This is a genomic window from Rhodanobacter hydrolyticus (assembly GCF_044904645.1).
In genome coordinates this window covers 4201392-4221020 of the sequence record NZ_JADIKK010000008.1, presented here as the reverse complement: position 1 = coordinate 4221020, position 19629 = coordinate 4201392, and the positions used below count along the sequence as shown (strand labels likewise).

Below are 19629 nucleotides of genomic sequence, written 5' to 3'. Positions count from 1 at the left end.
TACGTGGCGCATGGCATCTGTTTCGCGCTTATTGACGATCAGTGCCTGGTGCGCTGGCTGGCTTGCCTTGTCTTTCTGCCGGCCGTTGATGGCGCAGGATGGCGCACCGCCCGTGGGTGGCGTCAACGACCTGGTGTGCCCCAACACGTCGCCGGCCCAGCCCAAGCCGTCCGCGACCAATCCCGGCGGTCGCGCTGCCCTGGTGGGCTCACAGATGCCCAGCGATGCCGAGCTCGGGTCGCTGGCCCGCACGGTCATCCGCACACAACCCTTGCTGGCTGCCGGAACCATTGCCGGATTCGCACCGGGTAGCGCCACCCGTCCGCGTCGCATTGCCTTCTGGGGCGACAGCCATATTGCCGGCGGTCCGTTCGCACCCACCCTGATCCAGGCCTTGCGCGACAAGGGGCTCAGCGTGGAAGCACGCTTCCTGCCGCCGACCATGGGCCGCGCCAACATCGTGCTGCCCGGCCTGCGCGCTTACTGCATCGGCTCAAGCTGGACGACCGAGATTGCCTACACCTCGCCGACGACGCTGGATATCGGGCCGGCATTGGCCAATCGCACTGTCGATGCCGGCCCGGACAGCTATCTCTGGCTCGATCTGCGCGACGCGGCGCGGCAAACCGACGTGCAACAGGTGCAACTGGTCTACAGCGCCCCCGCCGGAGCATCCATCGATTACGTCATCGACGACCGCGTGCAACGTACGGTGTCCCTGCCCGCAGCGGCCACCAGCCACATGGTGGCGCTACGCGCCGACGCCCCGATCTCCACCCTCAAGCTGCGCCTATCGCGAGGCAAGCTGGTATTGCAGGGCTTCATTCTCGATCGCACGCAAGTACCGGACGTCGCGTTCGATTTCTTCGGCATCCCGTCTGCCACCGCCAAAGGCTGGGCGAACGCCAATCCGGAAGCGCTTGCTCAGGCATTGCACGGCGTGAGTTACGACGGCGTGGTGCTGGAATACGGCACGAACGAAGGCGCCGACCCTGATTTCGACGGAGACAAGTACGCGACCATGCTGAGCCGGGCGCTGGGCAACCTGCGGCAGGTATTTCCCGCCGCGTCCTGCGTGCTCGTCGGGCCGCCCGATCGCGGCGTGCTGCGCCAGGGCAAGGGCGGCACGCTGCCGCTGCTCACCTACGGCCGCATCCACCAGCGCATCGAGCAGATACAGCGCGACGTGGGCAGCCGCTTCGGTTGCGTGGCGTGGAATTGGCAGGATCTCATGGGCGGCCCGGGCGGCAGCTATGGCTGGGCGCATGCCAACCCCAGCCTGATGGGGCACGATCTCATCCACCTCAGCCCGGACGGCTACCGCCTCACCGGCCGTTCGCTGGCCCATAGCCTGGATTGGGCGCCTTAAATCGCGCTATCGTCACCCGTGCTCCGCCGATACTTGGCCTCTCACTCGACCGATCCTCCATGGCCCTTACTGCCCCCTTCGACCTGCAACGCTGGATAGACGAGCATCGCCATCTGCTCAAGCCGCCGGTGGGAAACAAGTGCATCGTGGACGGGGATTTCATCGTCATGATCGTGGGCGGCCCGAACGCGCGCACCGATTACCACCATGATGAAGGCCCCGAGTTCTTCTATCAGCTCGAAGGCGAGATGGTGCTGAAAGTGCAGGACGACGGCGTGGCGCGCGACATCCCGATCCATGCCGGCGAGATGTTCTACCTGCCGGCGCGCGTGCCGCATTCGCCACAACGCATGGCCGACTCCATCGGCCTGGTGATCGAGCGGCGGCGTCTGCCACATGAGAAGGACGGCCTGCTGTGGTTCTGCGAGCGCTGCAACCACAAGCTGTATGAGGAGTACTTCGTCCTCGACAGCATCGAGCGCGATTTCCCGCCCGTATTCGAACGTTTCTACCGCTCACGCGAGGCGCGCACCTGCCAGGATTGCGGACACCTCAATCCCGCGCCAGAACGCTACGGGTAGGAGCACCCTGTGCGCGATTGCCTTGTGCTCCGATCGAAGCGCCAGAGCATTCGCGCACGAAGAGCATCTACGGTGAGCGCGCCAGCCACTTGCCCGCCATGCGCCGCAGCGAGTCATCGGCCTGCGGATTACGCACGATCTCGCGTACCGGCTGCCATGCCAGCGCCAGCGATTCCGCGTTGATCGCAAACTCCTCGCTGCCGGTGGCGCGCACCACGTACCGCACGTCGTAATGCCAATGCTCCGGCTCACCGACGCGCGCGGGAATGCGGTGGCGGTCGATGTCGAAGATCTCCCGCTCGACCGTCAAATCGCCCAGACCGGATTCCTCTTCGGCTTCGCGCAGGGCCACGCGCGCCAGTTCGCTGTCTCCATCGGCATGGCCGCCGAGCTGCAGCCAGCGCCGCAGTTTGGCGTGATGCGTGAGCAGCACGCGCTCGCCGTCCGCACTCGTCAGCCAGGCGGACCCGGTGAAATGACCGACGGCATGGCCGCGCTCGAACACGGCCCTGTGGGAGGCGAGGAACACCTCGAAGTCGGCGACGGTCTCGCCCTCTTCGGGATGCCGCGCGAGATAGTCGTCCAGCGCGGTAGCGATATGCGGAAAATGAAGTGGCATGACTTGTGGCAGAGGCGCGGAAAACAAAGCGCATTCTAGCTGCATCGCGTCTTGTCCCCCTCCAACCGCTCGGCTATGGTTGGGCGTCCGTCGGCTCGTCGCGCCCCTTTTCGTCGCGTTTCCGTTCGAGCGTGACGCCGTAGTTTCCCGGGGAGCAACACATGCTGTTCAAACGCATCAAGCCGATCGATCAGATCATCGCCACGGCGGAAAAGAAAAGCCTCACCCGCCAGCTCGGAGCCTTCCAGCTCACCATGTTGGGCATCGGCGCGATCATCGGCACCGGCATCTTCGTGCTCACCGCCGAGGCGGGCCAGAAGGCCGGTCCCGGCATGATGATCGCGTTTGTGATCGCCGCGGTGGTCTGCGCATTCGCCGCGCTGGCCTACGCGGAACTCGCCGCGATGGTGCCGGTGGCCGGCTCGGCCTACACCTATACCTACGGCGTGCTTGGCGAGGGCGTCGCGTGGATCGTGGGCTGGGCATTGGTGCTGGAGTACACCATCGCAGCAAGTACGGTATGCGTGGGCTGGGCTGGCTACGTCAACGGCCTTCTCGCGCATGCGGGGTACGGGCTGCCGCACTTCCTGCAGGCTGGCCCGATGGATGGCGGCAGCTTCAACCTGCTGGCCTGCCTGATCGGCCTGGCGGTCACCGGCCTGCTGGTGGTCGGCACTTCGAAGTCCGCCAAGGTCAACACCGTGCTGGTGCTGATCAAGATTGCCGCCCTTACCGCCTTCATCTTCGTCGCGCTGCCGGCGGTGAAGGACCAGAACTTCACGCCCTTCGTGCCGAACGGCTGGGGCAGCCCGATGGGAGGCATCGGCGTACTGGGCGCGGCGGCCTCCATCGTATTCGCCTACATCGGCTTCGATGCCATCTCCACCGCTGCCGAGGAAACTAAGAACCCTAATCGCAACATCCCGATCGCCCTGATCGCTTCGCTGGGCGTGTGCACCGTCTACTACCTTCTCGTGAGCTACGGTGCCGTGGGTTCAGTAGGTGCGCAGCCCATGCTGGGCCCGAACGGTCTGGCGCTTGAGCCGGGCACTCCAGCGTTTGCTGCGGCCTGCGACGGTTCGCAGGCGCTGGTGTGCAGCAAGGAGGCGCTGGCCCATGTGGTGCGCCTGCTCAACCACAACACAGTCGCCGCTTTCATCGCCTTTGCCGCCGGCATCGCATTGCCGTCGGTGATCCTGACGATGACCTATGGCCAAACCCGTATCTTCTTCACCATGTCGCGCGACGGCCTGCTGCCGCACTCGCTCGCCAAGATCCACCCGCGCTTCCACACGCCGCACGTGATCACCCTGATCACCGGCACCTTCGTCTCGCTGTTCGGAGCGCTGTTCCCGGTCGGCATCCTCGCTGACATCACCAACTCGGGCACGCTGTTCGCCTTCATCATGGTCGCCTTGGGTGTACTGATACTGCGCCGTACGCAGCCCGATCGTCCGCGTCCGTTCCGCACGCCGATGCCGTGGGTGATCTGTCCGCTGGCGGTGATCGGCTGCCTGCTGCTGTTCCTCAATCTGTCGAGCGAAGCCAAGATCACCTTCTTCGTGTGGGGTGCGATCGGCCTGGTGGTGTACTACCTGTACGGCTACCGCAAGAGCCACCTGGCCCACGGTACCGAAGCGGACTGATTCGCGCAGGCACAAGTCATTCGCCACATTACCGGCACGACCACGTCGTGCCGGTTCCTTGTTTGGAAGTCCCATGTTCAAGCAACTGCTCGCCCGCAAGATTGATTTCTCCAGCGCCGATGGCGCGCATGGCATTGGACTGAGGCGCACGCTCGGCCCCTGGGGGATCACCGCATTGGGCATCGGCGCCGTCATCGGCACCGGCATTTTCGTGGTCACCGGACAGGCGGCAGCCGAGCATGCCGGCCCGGCGGTGCTGATCTCCTTCATCCTCGCGGCGATCTGCAGCGGCTTCACCGCGCTGTGCTACGCCGAGTTCGCCACGTTGATCCCGATCTCGGGCAGTTCCTATTCCTATGCGTACGCCACGCTGGGCGAACTGGTGGCATGGTTCATCGGCTGGAACATGGTGCTGGAGTACGGGATCTCCGCATCCGCCGTCGCGGCCAGTTGGACCGGCTATTTCGTCAGTCTCCTCGGCGAAGTCGGTATCCATTTGCCCGCAACGCTGACCGATGCACCGCTCGCTTTCACCGATGGCCACCTCGTGGCAACCGGCCATCTGATGAATCTGCCCGCAGTCGCCATCGTGATGGCGCTGACGGCACTGTGCTACGTCGGCATCAAGGAATCAGCCGGCCTCAACGTGCTGATGGTGGCGCTAAAGGTGGGCCTCATCATTATCGTGGTGGTGGCCGGCTACCGCTACATCAACCCGGCCAACTGGCATCCCTTCATCCCCGACAATGTGGCGTCAGGCAAGTACGGCTGGTCGGGCATCATGCGCGGCGCGGCGATGGTGTTCTTTGCCTACATCGGCTTCGAGGCCACCTCCACCGCCGCGCAGGAATGCAAGAACCCGCAGCGCGACCTGCCCTTCGGCACGCTGGTCTCTCTGGTGATCTGCACGGTGCTCTACCTGGCGATGGCGGCCGTGCTGACCGGCTTGATTTCCTACACCCAGCTCGACACGCCCGATCCGGTGGTCACCGCCATCAAGAACATCCCGCAGCTGGCATGGCTGCGCTGGGTGGTGGAGATCGGCGCCCTGATCGGCCTGTCATCCGTGATCCTGGTGATGATCATCGCGCAGCCGCGCATCTTCATGATCATGGCGCGCGACGGCCTCTTGCCGCCGGTGCTCGAGCGCATCCATCCGCGCCACCGCACGCCGCACATCAACACGGTGATCACCGGCGTCGGCATCGCGATCCTCGCCGCGGTGTTTCCGCTGGACCTGCTGGCCGACCTCACTTCGATGGGCACACTGATCGCGTTCGTCGCGGTGTGCGCGGGCGTGCTGATCCTGCGTTACACCGCCCCGCAGCTGCATCGCGGCTTCCGCGTGCCGTGGGCGTGGGTGATCTGTCCCGCCGGCGTGCTGAGCTGCCTGGCTCTGCTGAGTTTCATGTCCTGGTTCAACTGGCTGCTGATGATCAGCTGGACGATGATCGGCCTGGCGATCTACTTCGGCTACGGCTACCGGCACAGCAAACTGCGCCGCACCCAGGCCAGTGCCTGAACCGGAACTTCGGCAAAATGTGCCGAAAACCATTCCTTTTTCGGCCATCAATGCCGATCATGACTGGCCCAGTCTCGAAGTGCCGCCGCACCAGGGAACACTTCAAATTCAAAAACAAATCCTTGTCTTTGAATGACTTAACGGAATATTTCCGAAAGAGCCTCGACTATCCACAGCCCATTCGCCTCGGCCGGGGGTATGATCCTCAGTCCGAGGGTTGATCACTTGGCAGTGGGCCCCGGATCGCCGCCCGGCGCGTCAGGTGGGTAGCTCCTCAAGCCTGACGCGCCGGGCAGCACTTTTCCCGCCGCCCTTCCCTTCGCATTCCACGACTGCACGACGCAGCCGTTGGCAATCGATCCCCGCGCCGAACACGCGCAAAAGAAAGGCCGGCAACTCGTGCCGGCCTTTCACGCAAATCACCGATGCAACGGACTGAATCGCTCGGTCACTTCGCCTTCGGCGAATGCGACACGCACCATCCCTTCGCATTGACTGCCTTGCCCGGAAACAGTGCGCACGGGCCGTAGCCGGTCGGACCACCGGAGTAAAACTGGCAATTGGCGCACGCGTCGCCGGCCTTGTGCTTGGGATCGGTGGTCTTGCTGGCATCCTCCACATAACCCAGCGCCTTGGCGGTCGGGTCGGAATCGTCCACGTGCGGCAGATCGGCAGCGCGGACCACGCGCGGCAGACCGCCTATTGCCATCACGGCCGCCGTGGTGCCGGCAGCCAACTTAAGGAAACGGCGACGCGATTCGTTGTTTTCGTCACGAGACATCGGAAACCTCCGTCATGGGCCAACGCCCCCACCACGCGTGATGGTGGAAACATCCGGAATGCTACGCCCACCGTCCAAATCGAGGCGCGAATGGATCGCATTCGGTGCAGACACGTTGCCGCAGGGCGACCCCTTCATGCGTGATATAGTTTCGCACTCGTTTGGACGTCCATTTGCATGAGCCAACAGCTGCCCGACTCGATTCCACCCGGCCTCTTCGCAGCGCGAGCCGAGGCCATTGCCGATGCAGCTCGCGAACTGGCGCTCGCCGGATGGACGCCTGCCACCAGCAGCAACTTCTCGATGCGCATCGATGCGGAACACGCCGCGATCACCATCTCCGGCCGCGACAAGGGCAAGCTGGGCCGCGACGACATCATGCTGGTGGACATGCAAGGCCATGCCGTCGGCACCGACGCCCGCCCCAGCGCGGAAACCGCGCTGCATACCCAGATCTACCGGCGCTGGCCGGGAGCACAGGCCGTGCTGCATACCCATTCGCGCACGCAGAGCGTGGCGTCTCGGCTGTTCGCGCGCGACGGCTTGATTCGGCTGGAGGGCTGGGAATTGCAGAAGGCCATCGCCGGCCACACCACGCACGAAAGCGTGCTGGAAATCCCGGTGTTTCCCAACACCCAGCATATGCCCGAGCTGGTGGCGCGCGTCGACGCATGGCTGGACGCCGGCAAGCCGCTCGCGGCCTACCTGATCGATGGCCATGGCATCTACACCTGGGGCCGCGACATGGCCGAGGCGCGACGCCATCTGGAGGCACTGGAATTCCTGCTGGGCTGCGAACTCGACCTACGGAGACTCAACGCATGAGCCGTCTGCGCATCTTCGACGAAAACCATCCGGCAACACCACTGTCCCTCCATGCCGAGCACGCGGCCATCGCCCACGAATTGGGCAAGGTGGGGGTGCGCTTCGAACAGTGGGCTGCCAACCAGCCCATCGCTCCCGGCGCCGGCCAGGACACGGTGATCGCTGCTTACCGCAACGACATCGACCGCCTGATGCGCGAGGAAGGCTACCAGTCGGTGGACGTGATCAGCCTCGCGCCCGATCACCCGGATCGCGCCGCGCTGCGCCAGAAGTTCCTCTCCGAACACACCCATAGCGAGGACGAGGTGCGCTTTTTCGTGGCTGGTGCCGGCCAATTCACCCTGCACATAGCCGGCAAGGTCTACGAGGTGCTGTGCGAGCAGGGCGACCTGATCGGCGTGCCGGACGGCACCCGGCACTGGTTCGACATGAGCGAGGCGCCCTATTTCGTGGCGATCCGCCTGTTCACCAACAAGGAAGGCTGGGTGGCCAACTTCACCGGCAGCGACATCGCAGCAGGCTTCCCGCGCATGCAACCCGTCACAACCTGAGCCTTGCCTTCCTCCCAGGAAAAGGTTTGACGCGCAAGGCCGGGTAAACTGTTCGTTCACCGCCCCAAGCAGCAGCCATGCCCGAAATCCGCGCCATCGTCACCGACATCGAAGGCACCACCAGTTCGATCAGCTTCGTCAAAGACGTGCTGTTTCCCTATGCGCGCAAGCGCCTGCCCGCCTTCGTCGAGACCCACGCCGACCGGCCCGAGGTGCAGCACTGGCTGCACGAAGCGGCGAAGGAAGCCAACTACATCGAGGCCAGTCGCAAGGAAGTGATCGACTTGCTGCTGCGCTGGATAGACGAGGATCGCAAGTTCACCGCGTTGAAGGCCCTCCAAGGCATGATCTGGCAGGAAGGCTACGAGGCCGGCGATTACCGCGCCCATGTCTATCCCGAAGTGGCGGCGCAGTTGCGCGCGTGGCGCGCAAAGGGCCTGCACCTGTACGTGTATTCCTCCGGCTCGGTGCCGGCGCAAAAGCTATTCTTCGGCCACAGCGAGAGTGGCGACCTCACCACGCTGTTCGCCGGCTATTTCGACACCGAAACCGGCCCGAAGCGCGAGCAGGACTCCTACGAAAAAATCGCCGGGGCCATCGGCGAGCAACCGCAACATCTGCTGTTCCTCTCCGACATCGTCGAAGAACTGGACGCCGCCCGAGCCGCCGGCTTCCAGACTGGCTGGCTGCTGCGTCCACCGCAGGCAATACCCACCGAACCACGCCACCCCGCCTACGCCGATTTCGACGCCATCACCCTCTGAGCCCGCCGCCGCATGCGCACCGTCCTTACCGCCCTGCTCGCCTTCGCCGCCGGCCTGCTGTTGATGCAGTGGCTGCCCAGCCACGCCGCGCCGCCGTCCATTGCCGGCACGACGGTGGCCGCGGCCGGCAGTGTCGCTTCGTCCAGTTCGTCCGCCGACGACGGCGAGGACAGCGAGGGCGACGCCAATTGGCCGCAGCAGGCCCCCACGCCCGAGCAGGTGCTGTACTCCCAGCCCAAGATGCTGCAGGACGAGCTGGCGAAACTGGGTCCGCGCGTTCCCGGCAAGCCCAACCTCTACCTGGTCGCCTTTGCCGGCGACGGCAGCCAGGACGTGTTCCGCAACGAAGCCGAATATGCCGCCAAGCTGTTCCGCCAACGCTTCGGCGCCAGCGCGCACGCGCTGGTGCTGGAGAACAACCCGGCCTCGCTTTCCACGCATCCCATTGCCGGCTGGAACAACCTCGAAGCCGCGTTGACCGGACTTTCCAAGGTGATGCAGCCTGACGACATCCTGATGCTCTACGTCACCACCCATGGCAGCGACGACCACGAACTGCTGGTGGACATGGATCCGCTGCCGCTGGACCAGATCGGTGCGCAGGACCTCGCCGAGATCCTCAAGGAGCACCCGTTCAAGTGGAAGGTGGTGGTGGTCAATGCCTGCTATTCCGGCGGCTTCATTCCTCCGTTGTCCACCAGCGGCACGCTGGTGCTCACTTCCGCGCGCACCGACCGCAGCTCGTTCGGCTGCGGGACCGAGTCCGACCTTACCTACTTCGGCCACGCGTTCCTGGTTGATGCCCTGAACCGTACCGACAACTTCGTGGATGCCTTCGCCCAGGCCAAAACCGAGATCGCGCAGTGGGAGCAGCATGACAAGCTCACGCCCTCGGAACCGCAGAGCTATGTAGGGGACGGCATCGAAGGCGAACTGGATGCCTGGCGCAAGGGCGTTGTGCCCGGCGCCTCCGTACCGTTTATGCCGGCGCCGCCAGCGCCCGCTTCCACCGCGGCGAATCCTTGAGGCTTCCTGACAATCTCCGATTCACTGGGGACCTCACCCTGCATTGTCGCAAGTAAGAAGATGATTTCGATCGCTGCCGCTGCCCGAACTCCTTCCCTGTGCCGACCCATACCATCGCAGGAGTGGTGACGAGCCGCGAAGCCGGCGCGAGGTGCCGAGGGCGGGATGCCCATGGTCAAGGGAGAAGGAACCAGAAGCCGCCTAGTTTGATACGCCGGAGCTACAAGCAAGTTGTGCAGAGGGTCGCGGAAGCCGTTTCTCCTAGGCGACAGGCGGACTGCCACGCGATATCCGAAAGCTGAGCTGCTTCTGTGGCTCGCTGTCCAGGCAATACAGTTAATGCGGAGAGCTTGAAGGAGCTCTGGGGCGACGCCTCAACGCGCGGCGTGACGCCGCTCCAACACGCCTGCCGCATCGGCAAGCGATAGCCCGCGCGCACGCAACAGCACGACGAGGTGGAACAGCAAATCCGCCGCCTCCCCCAGCAGCTCCTTTTCGCCTTGCGCTACGGCGGCGAGCGCAGTCTCCACGCCCTCCTCGCCTACCTTCTGCGCGATGCGGCGGACGCCGCCTTCGAACAATCGGGTGGTGTAGCTGCCTTGCGGACGATCGGCATCGCGCCGCGCGACCAGCACATCGAGCTCGGCCAGAAAGCCCAGTGGCGGCCGTACGTCGTCGCCGAAGCAGCTGGATGTTCCGTTGTGGCAAGTCGGCCCGTGCGGCTCCGCCTGCAGCAGCAGCGTGTCGGCGTCGCAGTCGACGCGGATGGATTTCAGCGCCAGCACGTGACCGGAGCTTTCGCCCTTTGTCCAAAGACGCTGCTTGCTGCGGCTCCAGAACGTGACGTGGCCGCTGCGCTGCGTTTCCGCCAGGGCATCGGCGTTCATGTAGCCGAGCATCAGCACCTCGCCGGTCAGCCAGTGCTGCACGACGGCGGGCAAGAGGCCGTCGCCCTTGGGCCAGTCGAGTCGCGCTAGATCAGTCTGGATGTCGCTCATGGGCGGTACCTGCAGTCATATGCGCCAAGGCATACAGGAAAGTATGGTTTCTCCGTCATTCCGGCGAAAGGCGGAATGACGAGTTAACAGGCTCGCACGGCCACGCCCTGCCCTTGCAGGTAGCGCTTGAGCTCGGGAATCGCAATCGCGCCGGAGTGGAATACGCTCGCGGCGAGCGCACCGTCCACGTCGGCTTCGACGAAAGCATCGCGGAAATGTTCGATGGTGCCGGCGCCACCCGACGCGATCAGCGGCACGCGGCACAGCGCACGCACCGCGCCGAGCTGTTCGAGGTCGTAGCCCTGGCGCACGCCATCGCTGCCCATGCAGTTGAGCACGATCTCACCGGCACCGAGGCGCTGCGCCTCGGCCACCCAGTCCAACGTGCGACGCGCCAGGGCGCGCGTCTTCGACGGGTCGCCGGTGTACTGGCGTACGCGCCACTCGCCGTCGGCGTCGCGCAGCGAATCGACACCCACCACCACGCACTGCACGCCGAAGGCAGCGGCCAGCTCGGCGACCAGCTCCGGCCGTTCCAGCGCCGGGGAGTTCACCGACACCTTGTCCGCGCCCGCATGCAGTACGGCGCGCGCGTCGTCCACGGAGCGGATGCCGCCTGCCACGCAGAATGGGATGTCGATCACCCGCGCCACCTTCTCCACCCAGCCGCGGTCCACACTGCGCCCTTCCGGGCTGGCGGTGATGTCGTAGAACACCAGTTCGTCGGCGCCTTCGTCGCGGTAGCGCAGCGCCAGGTCCACGATGCCGCCCATCGCCACGTGGTCGCGGAAGCGCACGCCCTTGACCACCTGGCCATCGCGTACGTCGAGGCAGGGGATAATGCGTCGGCTCAGCATGCCAAAGCCTCTGCCACGGTGAAGCGACCTTCCAGCAGGGCACGCCCGAGGATCACGCCGCGCGCGCCGGCTTCGCGCGCCGCGACGATGTCATCCAGCGAACGCACACCGCCCGAGGCCTGCACCGCCAGTTGCGGCACGATGCCGGCAAGGTGGCGATACAAGCCGAGGTTGAAGCCGGCCAGCATGCCGTCGCGCTCGATGTCGGTGCACAGCAGATGGCGGGCGCCATGCGCGGCATACCACGGCGCAAGCTCGTCCAGCGTGCGCGTTTCCGCCTTGATCCAACCCGCGCTGGGCAAGGTCCAGCGGCCTTCGGCGTTGCGGGTATCCAGCGCCAATGTGAGCCGCTCGGCGCCGAGCTTTCCCAGCCAACCAGCCACGCGCTCGGGATCACGGATCGCCACGCTGCCCACCACGACGCGCGCCACGCCAGCATCGAACAGGCGCTGCAGATCGGCCTCCTCGCGCACGCCTCCTCCAGCCTGCACCTGCATACCGTCGCGGGCGATGGCCTCGATCACCGCGAGGTTGTCGAGGCTGCCCGAACGTGCGCCGTCCAGGTCGACCAGGTGCAGCCAGCGCGCACCGGCCTCGGCGTAGCGCTGAGCCACGGCGCGCGGATCGTCCGAATAGGTCGTCTGCTGCGCGTAGTCGCCCTGCTTCAGGCGCACCACACGGCCGCCGCGCAGGTCGATGGCGGGAATCACGGCAAAAGTCATACGACACCCGTCATAAGGCGAGGAAATTCTTGAGGAGCCTGGCGCCGACGGCGGCGGAGCGCTCGGGGTGGAATTGCATGCCGTGGAAGTTGCCGCGCGCGACCACGGCGGAGAACGGTTCACCGTAATTCGCCGAAGCCAGGGTCCACTCGTTCATCGGCACCGCATAGCTGTGCACGAAATACGCCTGCTCGCCGTCGGACAGGTCCTGCAGGAGTGGATGCGCGTTTTGCACGGTCAGGCCGTTCCAGCCCATGTGCGGAACGCGCAAGCCGGGCCGCTCCGCGAAGCGGCACACCGTGGCCGGGATCAGGCCGAGGCACTCGGTATCACCCTCTTCCGAATGCGCGCAGAGCAGTTGCATGCCGAGACACACGCCGAGCACCGGCTGGGTCAGCGAGCGCATCAGCTCGACCAGGCCCAGCTCGCGCAGCCGCGCCATGCCCGGCCCCGCCGCACCCACGCCGGGCAGGATCACTTTGTCGGCGGCGCGTATCGCCGCGGCATCGGAGGTCAGCGCCGCATCCACGCCGAGGCGTTGCAGTGCGTAACGCACCGATCCGATATTGGTGCCGCCGGCATCGACCAGCACCACGGTCATTACAGCGCCCCCTTGGTGCTGGGCAATTCGTCGCCTTCGCGGCGGATCGCCTGGCGCAGCGTGCGCGCCACCACCTTGAAGCAGGCTTCGACCATGTGGTGCGCGTTGTCGCCGCGCACCGCGAGATGCAGGTTCGCACCCAGCGTTTCGCACAACGAACGGAAGAAGTGCGGCACCATCTCCACCGCCACTTCGCCCACGCGTTCGCGCGGAAAATTGCCCTCGAACACGAAGTACGGACGACCGGAAAGATCCAGCCGCGCCTCCGCCGCGCTCTCGTCCATCGGCAGGCAGAACCCGTAGCGACCGATGCCGCGCTTGTCGCCCAGCGCTTGCTTGAGCGCCTGCCCCAGAGCCAGCGCGCAATCCTCGACAGTGTGGTGCTCGTCGATGTGGATGTCGCCGTCGCAGGAAAGCTCCAGCGCGAAACCGCCGTGCTTGCCGATCTGCTCCAGCATGTGGTCGAAGAAGCCCAGGCCGGTATGCACCTTCGGCTCGGCCAACTTGTCCAAGTCGACGCGCACGCGGATCCGGGTTTCCTTGGTATTGCGTACCGCCTCGGCGATGCGCGGCGCATCCAGCACGAGGTGTGCCACCTCGCTCCACGTCGTGCCTTGCGGCCCAACACGCAAACCGCGCACGCCGATGTTCGCGGCAAACTTCAGGTCGGTTTCGCGATCGCCCACCATTACCGAAGCCGCACGGCTCCAGCTGTCGTCGGCCAGCCAGCCACGCATCAGGCCGGTGCCGGGCTTGCGCGTGTCCAGGCCCTCGTGCGGGAAACTGCGGTCGATCAGCACCTCGCGGAAGCGTATGCCCTGCGAGGACAGGATGCGCAGCAGCAACTCCTGCGGCCCCTGGAAGTCCGCCTCCGGAAAATTCGCCGTGCCGAGGCCATCCTGGTTGGTCACCATCACCAGCTCGTAGCCCGCAGCGGCGAAGCGCTGCAGCGCGGCGATCACGCCCGGCAACAGCGCCAACTTTTCGTAGCTGTCGATCTGCTCGTCCTGTGGCTCCTCGATCAGGCAGCCGTCACGGTCGACGAACAGGATCTTGCGTCCGCTCATGCCGCGCCCCGCACCGTCGCCGAGCTGGCCAGCACGGCCAGCACCTGTGCATTGTCCGCCGGTGCGCCGATGGTGATACGCAACGCATCGCCCAGGCCAGGATAGCGGCGTACGTCGCGCACCACGATGCCGGCGTCGAACAGGCGTCGATACGCGGCCTCGGCATCGTCGAAACGCACGGTGAGGAAGTTCGCCTGCGAAGGCAGCACGTCACGCACACCCGGCAGCCGGGCCAACGCCGCGCGCATGCGCGCACGCTCGCTGCGCACCACGTCGATGTGCGCGCGGGCGTTCGCCTGGCCCCACCCGGACAGCGCGAGCAGGGCTGCGTCCACACTGGGCAGCGGCAACGGATACGGCGGCATGATCCGGCGCAGCAACGCGATCACATCCGGATGCGCAAGCAAGCAACCGATACGCGCACCGGCCAGCGCCCAGGCCTTGGAGAGCGTGCGCAACACGGCAAGGTTGTCGTGGCGGTCCAGCAGGTCGGCCACGCTGCCTTCGTCCGCGAACTCCACATAAGCTTCGTCCACCACCAATAGCGCGCGTCCGTCCAGCGCCCGCACCAGGCGCTCGATGTCGTCGCGCGACACCACGCTGCCGGCAGGATTGTTCGGCGTGCAGACGAACACCAGCTTCACTGCATCGGTGACCGCAGCCAGCACGGCATCCACATCCAGCGTGAAGTCGCCGCGCAGCGGCACCTCGACCACGGCGGCATCCTGGATGCGCGCGCTCACTGCGTACATGCCGAAGGTCGGCGGCTGGATCAGGATCGCATCGCGCCCCGCACGGCAGAATGCCCGCACCAGCAGGTCGATGGCTTCGTCGCTGCCACGGCCCACCAGCAGCTGTTCGCGGCGCACGTCGTACAGACGCGCCAGCACATCCACCAGAGCCGACGGCTGCGGTTGCGGATAGCGGTTGCAGCCGGTGCCCACATCGCCGGTCGGCGCCCACGCCGATTCGTTCGCGTTCAGCAGCAGCCGCCCGCCGCTGGCCTCCATGCGCGCCGAGGAATACGGCTGCAGGGCGCGGATTTCCGCCCGCGCAAGATCGAGCACGCTCATTTCGTCGTCTCCAGTTCGGTCAATCGCAAAGTCACCGCACGGCGGTGCGCTTCAAGTTGCTCGGCAGCCGCCAGCACGGCGGTGCATGGACCGATGGTGCGCAGCCCGTCGGCCGAAAGCTCCTGTACGGTGATCTGCTTCTGGTAGCTGGCCACCGACACGCCGCTGTAGCTGCGCGCATGGCCATAGGTGGGCAGCACGTGATTGCTGCCGCTGCAGTAGTCGCCCACCGATTCGGGCGTCCATGCGCCGAGGAAGACCGATCCGGCGCTTTCGATACCGGCCAGCAGCGCGCGCGGCGCGGCCACCTGCAGGATCAGGTGCTCGGGCGCGTAACGGTTGCTCACCTCGATCGCCTGCGCGAGCGACGACACCGAAATCAGGCGGCTCTGCCCAAGCGCCTGCCGGGCGATCTCCGCGCGGGGCAAGTCGGCGCATTGCCGCGCGACTTCCCTCTCGACGCGATCCAGCAGCGAGGCGGACTCGCTGACCAGGATCACCTGCGAGTCCGGGCCGTGTTCGGCCTGCGACAGCAGATCGGCGGCTACGAAAACCGGATTGGCTTCCGCGTCGGCGATCACCAGCACCTCGGACGGACCGGCCGGCATATCGATCGCTGCGCCTTCCGGCTCGGCCGACACCTGCAGCTTGGCCTCGGTCACCCATGCGTTGCCAGGACCAAACAGCTTGTCGCACTTCGGTACGGAAACCGTGCCATAGGCCATCGCGGCGATCGCCTGCGCGCCACCCAGCTTGAACACCTTGTGCACACCGGTGAGGCGCGCGGCATACAGCACCGCGGCATCGCAGCGGCCGTCGGCGCGCGCGGGCGAGCACAGCACCACTTCGCGGCAACCGGCAATGCGCGCGGGCACGCCCAGCATCAAGGCCGTGGAAGGCAGCGGCGCACTGCCTGCCGGCACATACAGGCCTACGCGCTGGATGGGGCGCAGCATGCGCTCCACGCGCACCCCGGGCGCAGTGTCCACGCCCACCGCTTGCGGTGCAGCTGCACGGTGGAAGACCTCGATGCGTCCGGCGGCTTCGCGGATCGCCGCTTTCAAGGTGGGTACCAGCGACGCCTCAGCATCGGCGAACTCGGCCTCGTCGACTTCGAGTTCCGTCAGGGCGCAACGGTCGTATTTCGCGCTCAGTTCGCGCAGGGCTTCGTCGCCACGGGCACGGACATCGGCGATGATGCGGCCCGTGTCTTCGCGCAGCTCCGCCGCGCGCGATTGCGCAGGCCGCGCCAATGCGGCACAGCGGCCCGGTTCGTCGAGCAAATCCCAATCGATCCAGTTCATGGCAGCCGGCCTTTCATGCAAGCATTTTCTCGACGGGAAGGACGAACATCTCGCGCGCACCGGCCTTCTTGATCTCCTCCAGCTGGCGCCAGCTCACCTCGCCCGCGCACAGCGCCTGCAGCATCAGCTGGTCAGGCTGGCCGGCCACCGGCAGCAAGGTCGGCTGCGGGCCACCGGGCAGCAACCGGGTCACCGCATCCAGCGCGGCGCGCGGGGTTTGCAGCAGCAGCAGGCGGGATTCACGCACCTGGATCACACCATCCAACCGCTTCAGAAGCAGCTCGATCAGATCGCCGCGCTCGTCGGCGGGCATGTTCTGCGGGCCAGCCAGCACGGCCTCGCTTTCCAGCAACACATCGACCTCGCGCAACTGGTTAGCCACCAGCGTGCCGCCACTTTGCACCAGGTCGCAGATCGCGTCCGCGGTGCCGAGCTTCGGCGCGATTTCCACTGAGCCGGCCAGGGTCACCACGCCGGCTTCAACCCCATGCTCGCGCAACCATGCGCCCAGCAGCCCCGGGTACGAAGTGGCGATACGCCGGGCGGCCAGTTGCGCGGGCCCGCTGTAATCGAACTCCTGCGGCACGGCGATGGAAAGCCGGCAGCGGCCGAAACCCAGCGGGCGCAACTCGGCCAGTGGCTCGCTCTCGCGGCCGGCCGTGAGGCGGAACTCGTCGAGCACGTTGCGCCCCACAATGCCCAGTTCGCACACGCCCTGCGCGATCAGGCCGGGGATGTCGTCGTCGCGCACCAGCAGCAAATCCACCGGCTCGCCTTCGCCGAAGCAGAACAGCTTGTCGCGACTCTGCCGGAACGTGAGGCCACAACGCTTGAGCAGCTCCAGCGCCGGCTCGGTGAGCCGGCCCGATTTCTGCATCGCGATGCGCAAACGGTCGCGGGGTTTCATGCGCGTTCCTTCTTCGTTGTGGCACGGCGACGCGTCGCCCGCGCCGCGGCAGCGAGATAACCGCCATTGCCCTGGTTGAGGAAGCGCGCCACCCGGCCGATGGTGGTGATGCTCACCGCGGTGCGCTCGTGGATCTCGCGGTACGCCACCCCGTCCAGCAGGAAGGGCACCACGCGCCAGCGGTCCACCAGCACTTCGAGTTCGGCCGGCGTGCACAAGTCGCGGAGGAAGGCATTCATCTCATCCGCGTCCTTCAGCGACAGCAGCGCCTGGCACAGGCTGAGTTCGGCCGACTCGACGGGCATCTCGGGATCCAGCGATCGACGTTTCATAATGTATTAATGCGTTAGTACATTGGATGGCCATTGTAAGTAGCAAAGATGCCCGGCGCAAGTCGTTGGGCCTGCCCCTTGTTCAGCGAAGCGTCACCACTCACTTGCGCCAACGACTCCGGGCCGGGAACGCACCCACAAAAAACCCCGCACAAGGCGGGGTTCTTCGTGATGCGCGGCGAAAGCGGCTCAGGCCGACTTCTTCTTCGGCGCAGCCTTCTTTGCGGCAGCCGGCTTGGTCACGGTCGGCTTGGCGCCAACCACCGCCGGCTGGGCGCCGTGCACGCGGGTATTGCCGTAGCTGCCACGGTAGGTCTTGCCACGACGGGTCTTGCGATCACCCTTGCCCATGGGAATCTCCTCAGGAATAACATGATGGCCTGCCATGATAGCAGTGCCGGCGACGGCACCATAGCCGCCCGCGCCAGGCTTAACCGTGGCCATGGCCGGCACAACCCCGGGGCGGGTCCAGGCAGTCCTCGGGGTCGATCTGCACGGTAACGTGCTGGATGCCGAAGCGTTCCTGCAGCAACCGGTTGATTGCGCGCAGCGCCTGCGCGGCATCGGCCGGGTCATGCAATTCGGCATGCAGAGTGGCCATGCGCGAACCGGAAGCCAGTTGCCACACATGCAGGTGATGGACGCCGCTGATCGCCGGATCGACACCGTTCAACGCAGCTTCCAGCTCGGTCCAGTCCATGCCGTCCGGCACGCCCTCTAGCAGGATGTGCGCGGAACGGCGCAGCAACTGCCAGGCGCTGCCGAGGATCAGCACGGCCACCAGCAACGACAGCACCGGATCGGCCCAGAGCCAACCCAGCCAACGGACCACCAACGCCGCCAGCACCGCCGCTACCGAACCGAGCAGGTCGCCCAGCACATGCAGGCTGGCGCTGGCCAGGTTCACGTCGTCGTGCGAGTGTCCGTGCAGGCTGCGCAGCACCAGCACGTTCACCAGCAAACCGATGATGGCCACTGCCAGCATCATGCCCGACAGGATCTCGCCCGGGTGCAGCAGCCGCTGGGTCGCTTCCCACGCCACCCAGCCGACCAGCACGAACTGGCTGATGGCGTTGACGAAGCCGACCAGAACCTCCATGCGCCCGTAGCCGTAGCTGCGCCGGGCATCGGCTGGCCGCAGCGCAAGACGCGCGCCGACGTAGGCCATCAGCAGCGCCAGCGCGTCCACCATCATGTGGCCACCGTCGGTAAGCAGCGCCAGCGAGCCCGACCACAGGCCACCGATCACCTCCGCCAGCATCGTGATGGTGGTCAGCGCGAAGGCGAGCAGGAGTTTGCGGCCACGCGGGTCGGCATGCGCCGAATGGTCATGCCGGTGATCACGCGCATCGACAGCGTGAGGACTCGAGTGATCGTGTTTGCAGGGATGCACGTTGCTCATTCGCAAATGCTAGGAAACGCCGGCCGCGTTACACAATCACCGCGCGGATTTCCAATACCGCTCGGCCGGAAACGGTGTAGCCGAAACCGTCGGGATACTGCAGGCCGCGCATGCCACGCTTGGCGGTCAGCCGGAACTCAATGCACGCATTGCGCGCCGTGCACATGCGCTACTGCATGCACATGCCGGCGGTCGATATAGAGATTCATGAAGTGCGCCGAGGCCACCAGCAGCCCACCGCAGGTCACCATCACGCTGTGCACGATGATGTGCCGCTCTTCCGACACCCAGACGACGCCGAGCAGCAGCAGCAGCAACCCTGGCACGGCGAGCAACAGCGACAGCGGCTGATGGTGCCGGCGATAACCGCCGATCAGGGCAAACAGCGCCAACGAGGCGGCAAACATCACGAAGTCGCGTTCGAAACGATGCCCCGCCAGGAAGCCCAGCCCGAGCAGCGGCAATACGGTAAGCACGAATGGCAACAGCGCGCAGTGGATCGCGCACAGGAATGAAGCCGCGGCGCCCACGCGGTCGGCAAGCTGCCACCAGCGCGAGGACTTCGATGCCCCGCCCACGACGACGGCACCCGCGTCACCCGAGTGCAGCAGCAAGCCGTCGTTATTGGCGGAGCTTTCGATCCTGTCCATATCCGAAATGTTACTTTATAACATCGACACCA

At 65.8% G+C, this 19629-nt stretch carries 22 protein-coding genes; 8 read left to right on the top strand and 14 right to left on the bottom strand.

From position 1 onward, the window contains the following. Positions 1-10: 10 nt before the first annotated feature. Together ISP25_RS21415 and ISP25_RS21410 are read left to right on the top strand one after the other, a co-directional pair. On the top strand, positions 11-1369 hold the full coding sequence (locus tag ISP25_RS21415) for a GDSL-type esterase/lipase family protein (protein ID WP_404611580.1): 1359 nt from the start codon (positions 11-13) through the stop codon (positions 1367-1369). Between the two features lie 59 nt (positions 1370-1428). Continuing rightward, positions 1429-1950 carry a 3-hydroxyanthranilate 3,4-dioxygenase gene (locus ISP25_RS21410; RefSeq protein WP_404611578.1) on the top strand — a complete coding sequence of 174 codons (522 nt, stop codon included), beginning with the start codon at positions 1429-1431 and terminating at the stop codon, positions 1948-1950. Positions 1951-2017: 67 nt separating this feature from the next. On the opposite strand, the gene ISP25_RS21405 is transcribed toward ISP25_RS21410, so the two are convergent. After that, positions 2018-2569 (bottom strand): NUDIX hydrolase, encoded by a 552-nt coding sequence (locus tag ISP25_RS21405; RefSeq protein ID WP_404611576.1) that lies wholly within the window; start codon positions 2567-2569, stop codon positions 2018-2020. A 161-nt stretch (positions 2570-2730) separates the two neighbouring features. On the opposite strand from ISP25_RS21405, the gene ISP25_RS21400 reads away from it, so the two are divergent. Continuing rightward, entirely contained in the window at positions 2731-4215 is a 1485-nt protein-coding gene (locus ISP25_RS21400) for an amino acid permease (RefSeq protein ID WP_192157742.1), read from the top strand. A gap of 73 nt (positions 4216-4288) precedes the next feature. Next, entirely contained in the window at positions 4289-5737 is a 1449-nt protein-coding gene (locus tag ISP25_RS21395; protein WP_404611574.1) for an amino acid permease, read from the top strand. A 448-nt stretch (positions 5738-6185) separates the two neighbouring features. Here the strand turns inward: ISP25_RS21395 and ISP25_RS21390 are convergent, their stop codons facing one another. Next, a complete protein-coding gene (locus ISP25_RS21390; protein ID WP_192157746.1) occupies positions 6186-6518 on the bottom strand; it encodes a high-potential iron-sulfur protein in 333 nt (110 codons plus the stop codon). A 177-nt stretch (positions 6519-6695) separates the two neighbouring features. Here ISP25_RS21390 and ISP25_RS21385 point away from each other — a divergent pair, with 177 nt between their 5' ends. The 4 genes from ISP25_RS21385 to ISP25_RS21370 all read left to right on the top strand — a co-directional run bounded on the left by ISP25_RS21385 (position 6696) and on the right by ISP25_RS21370 (position 9684). Beyond that, a complete protein-coding gene (locus ISP25_RS21385; protein WP_404611572.1) occupies positions 6696-7343 on the top strand; it encodes a methylthioribulose 1-phosphate dehydratase in 648 nt (215 codons plus the stop codon). Beyond that, a complete protein-coding gene (locus ISP25_RS21380) occupies positions 7340-7894 on the top strand; it encodes a 1,2-dihydroxy-3-keto-5-methylthiopentene dioxygenase (RefSeq protein ID WP_404611570.1) in 555 nt (184 codons plus the stop codon). Before ISP25_RS21385 ends, ISP25_RS21380 begins: the two co-directional genes overlap by 4 nt. Before the next feature lie 77 nt (positions 7895-7971). Beyond that, a complete protein-coding gene (mtnC, locus tag ISP25_RS21375) occupies positions 7972-8658 on the top strand; it encodes an acireductone synthase (RefSeq protein WP_404611568.1) in 687 nt (228 codons plus the stop codon). A gap of 12 nt (positions 8659-8670) precedes the next feature. Further along, positions 8671-9684, top strand: a complete 1014-nt coding sequence (locus ISP25_RS21370; protein ID WP_192157754.1) for a C13 family peptidase — start codon at positions 8671-8673, stop codon at positions 9682-9684. A 374-nt stretch (positions 9685-10058) separates the two neighbouring features. Here the strand turns inward: ISP25_RS21370 and hisIE are convergent, their stop codons facing one another. The 12 genes from hisIE to ISP25_RS21310 form a co-directional block, all read right to left on the bottom strand. Then, entirely contained in the window at positions 10059-10682 is a 624-nt protein-coding gene (gene hisIE, locus ISP25_RS21365) for a bifunctional phosphoribosyl-AMP cyclohydrolase/phosphoribosyl-ATP diphosphatase HisIE (protein ID WP_404611566.1), read from the bottom strand. An 83-nt stretch (positions 10683-10765) separates the two neighbouring features. Next, positions 10766-11539: an imidazole glycerol phosphate synthase subunit HisF gene (gene hisF, locus ISP25_RS21360; protein ID WP_192157758.1), complete on the bottom strand. Its 774-nt coding sequence runs from the start codon at positions 11537-11539 to the stop codon at positions 10766-10768. After that, on the bottom strand, positions 11533-12261 hold the full coding sequence (gene hisA, locus ISP25_RS21355; protein ID WP_404611564.1) for a 1-(5-phosphoribosyl)-5-[(5-phosphoribosylamino)methylideneamino]imidazole-4-carboxamide isomerase: 729 nt from the start codon (positions 12259-12261) through the stop codon (positions 11533-11535). Before hisA ends, hisF begins: the two co-directional genes overlap by 7 nt. Positions 12262-12271: 10 nt before the next feature. Further along, a complete protein-coding gene (gene hisH, locus ISP25_RS21350) occupies positions 12272-12862 on the bottom strand; it encodes an imidazole glycerol phosphate synthase subunit HisH (protein ID WP_404611562.1) in 591 nt (196 codons plus the stop codon). Beyond that, complete coding sequence (gene hisB, locus ISP25_RS21345; RefSeq protein ID WP_404611560.1) at positions 12862-13929, bottom strand: bifunctional histidinol-phosphatase/imidazoleglycerol-phosphate dehydratase HisB; 1068 nt, start codon at positions 13927-13929, stop codon at positions 12862-12864. The genes hisH and hisB overlap by 1 nt, the downstream gene beginning before the upstream one ends. Further along, on the bottom strand, positions 13926-15002 hold the full coding sequence (hisC, locus tag ISP25_RS21340) for a histidinol-phosphate transaminase (protein ID WP_404611559.1): 1077 nt from the start codon (positions 15000-15002) through the stop codon (positions 13926-13928). The genes hisB and hisC overlap by 4 nt, the downstream gene beginning before the upstream one ends. Beyond that, complete coding sequence (gene hisD / locus ISP25_RS21335) at positions 14999-16306, bottom strand: histidinol dehydrogenase (RefSeq protein ID WP_404611557.1); 1308 nt, start codon at positions 16304-16306, stop codon at positions 14999-15001. The genes hisC and hisD overlap by 4 nt, the downstream gene beginning before the upstream one ends. Positions 16307-16319: 13 nt before the next feature. Beyond that, entirely contained in the window at positions 16320-17213 is an 894-nt protein-coding gene (hisG, locus tag ISP25_RS21330; RefSeq protein ID WP_404611555.1) for an ATP phosphoribosyltransferase, read from the bottom strand. Then, a complete protein-coding gene (locus ISP25_RS21325; RefSeq protein WP_404611553.1) occupies positions 17210-17545 on the bottom strand; it encodes a YerC/YecD family TrpR-related protein in 336 nt (111 codons plus the stop codon). The genes hisG and ISP25_RS21325 overlap by 4 nt, the downstream gene beginning before the upstream one ends. A gap of 189 nt (positions 17546-17734) precedes the next feature. Beyond that, entirely contained in the window at positions 17735-17896 is a 162-nt protein-coding gene (locus tag ISP25_RS21320; RefSeq protein ID WP_077483554.1) for a 30S ribosomal protein THX, read from the bottom strand. Between the two features lie 79 nt (positions 17897-17975). Beyond that, positions 17976-18947 (bottom strand): cation diffusion facilitator family transporter, encoded by a 972-nt coding sequence (locus ISP25_RS21315; RefSeq protein WP_404611551.1) that lies wholly within the window; start codon positions 18945-18947, stop codon positions 17976-17978. A gap of 137 nt (positions 18948-19084) precedes the next feature. Next, entirely contained in the window at positions 19085-19597 is a 513-nt protein-coding gene (locus ISP25_RS21310; protein WP_192157773.1) for a MerC domain-containing protein, read from the bottom strand. Positions 19598-19629: the final 32 nt, after the last annotated feature.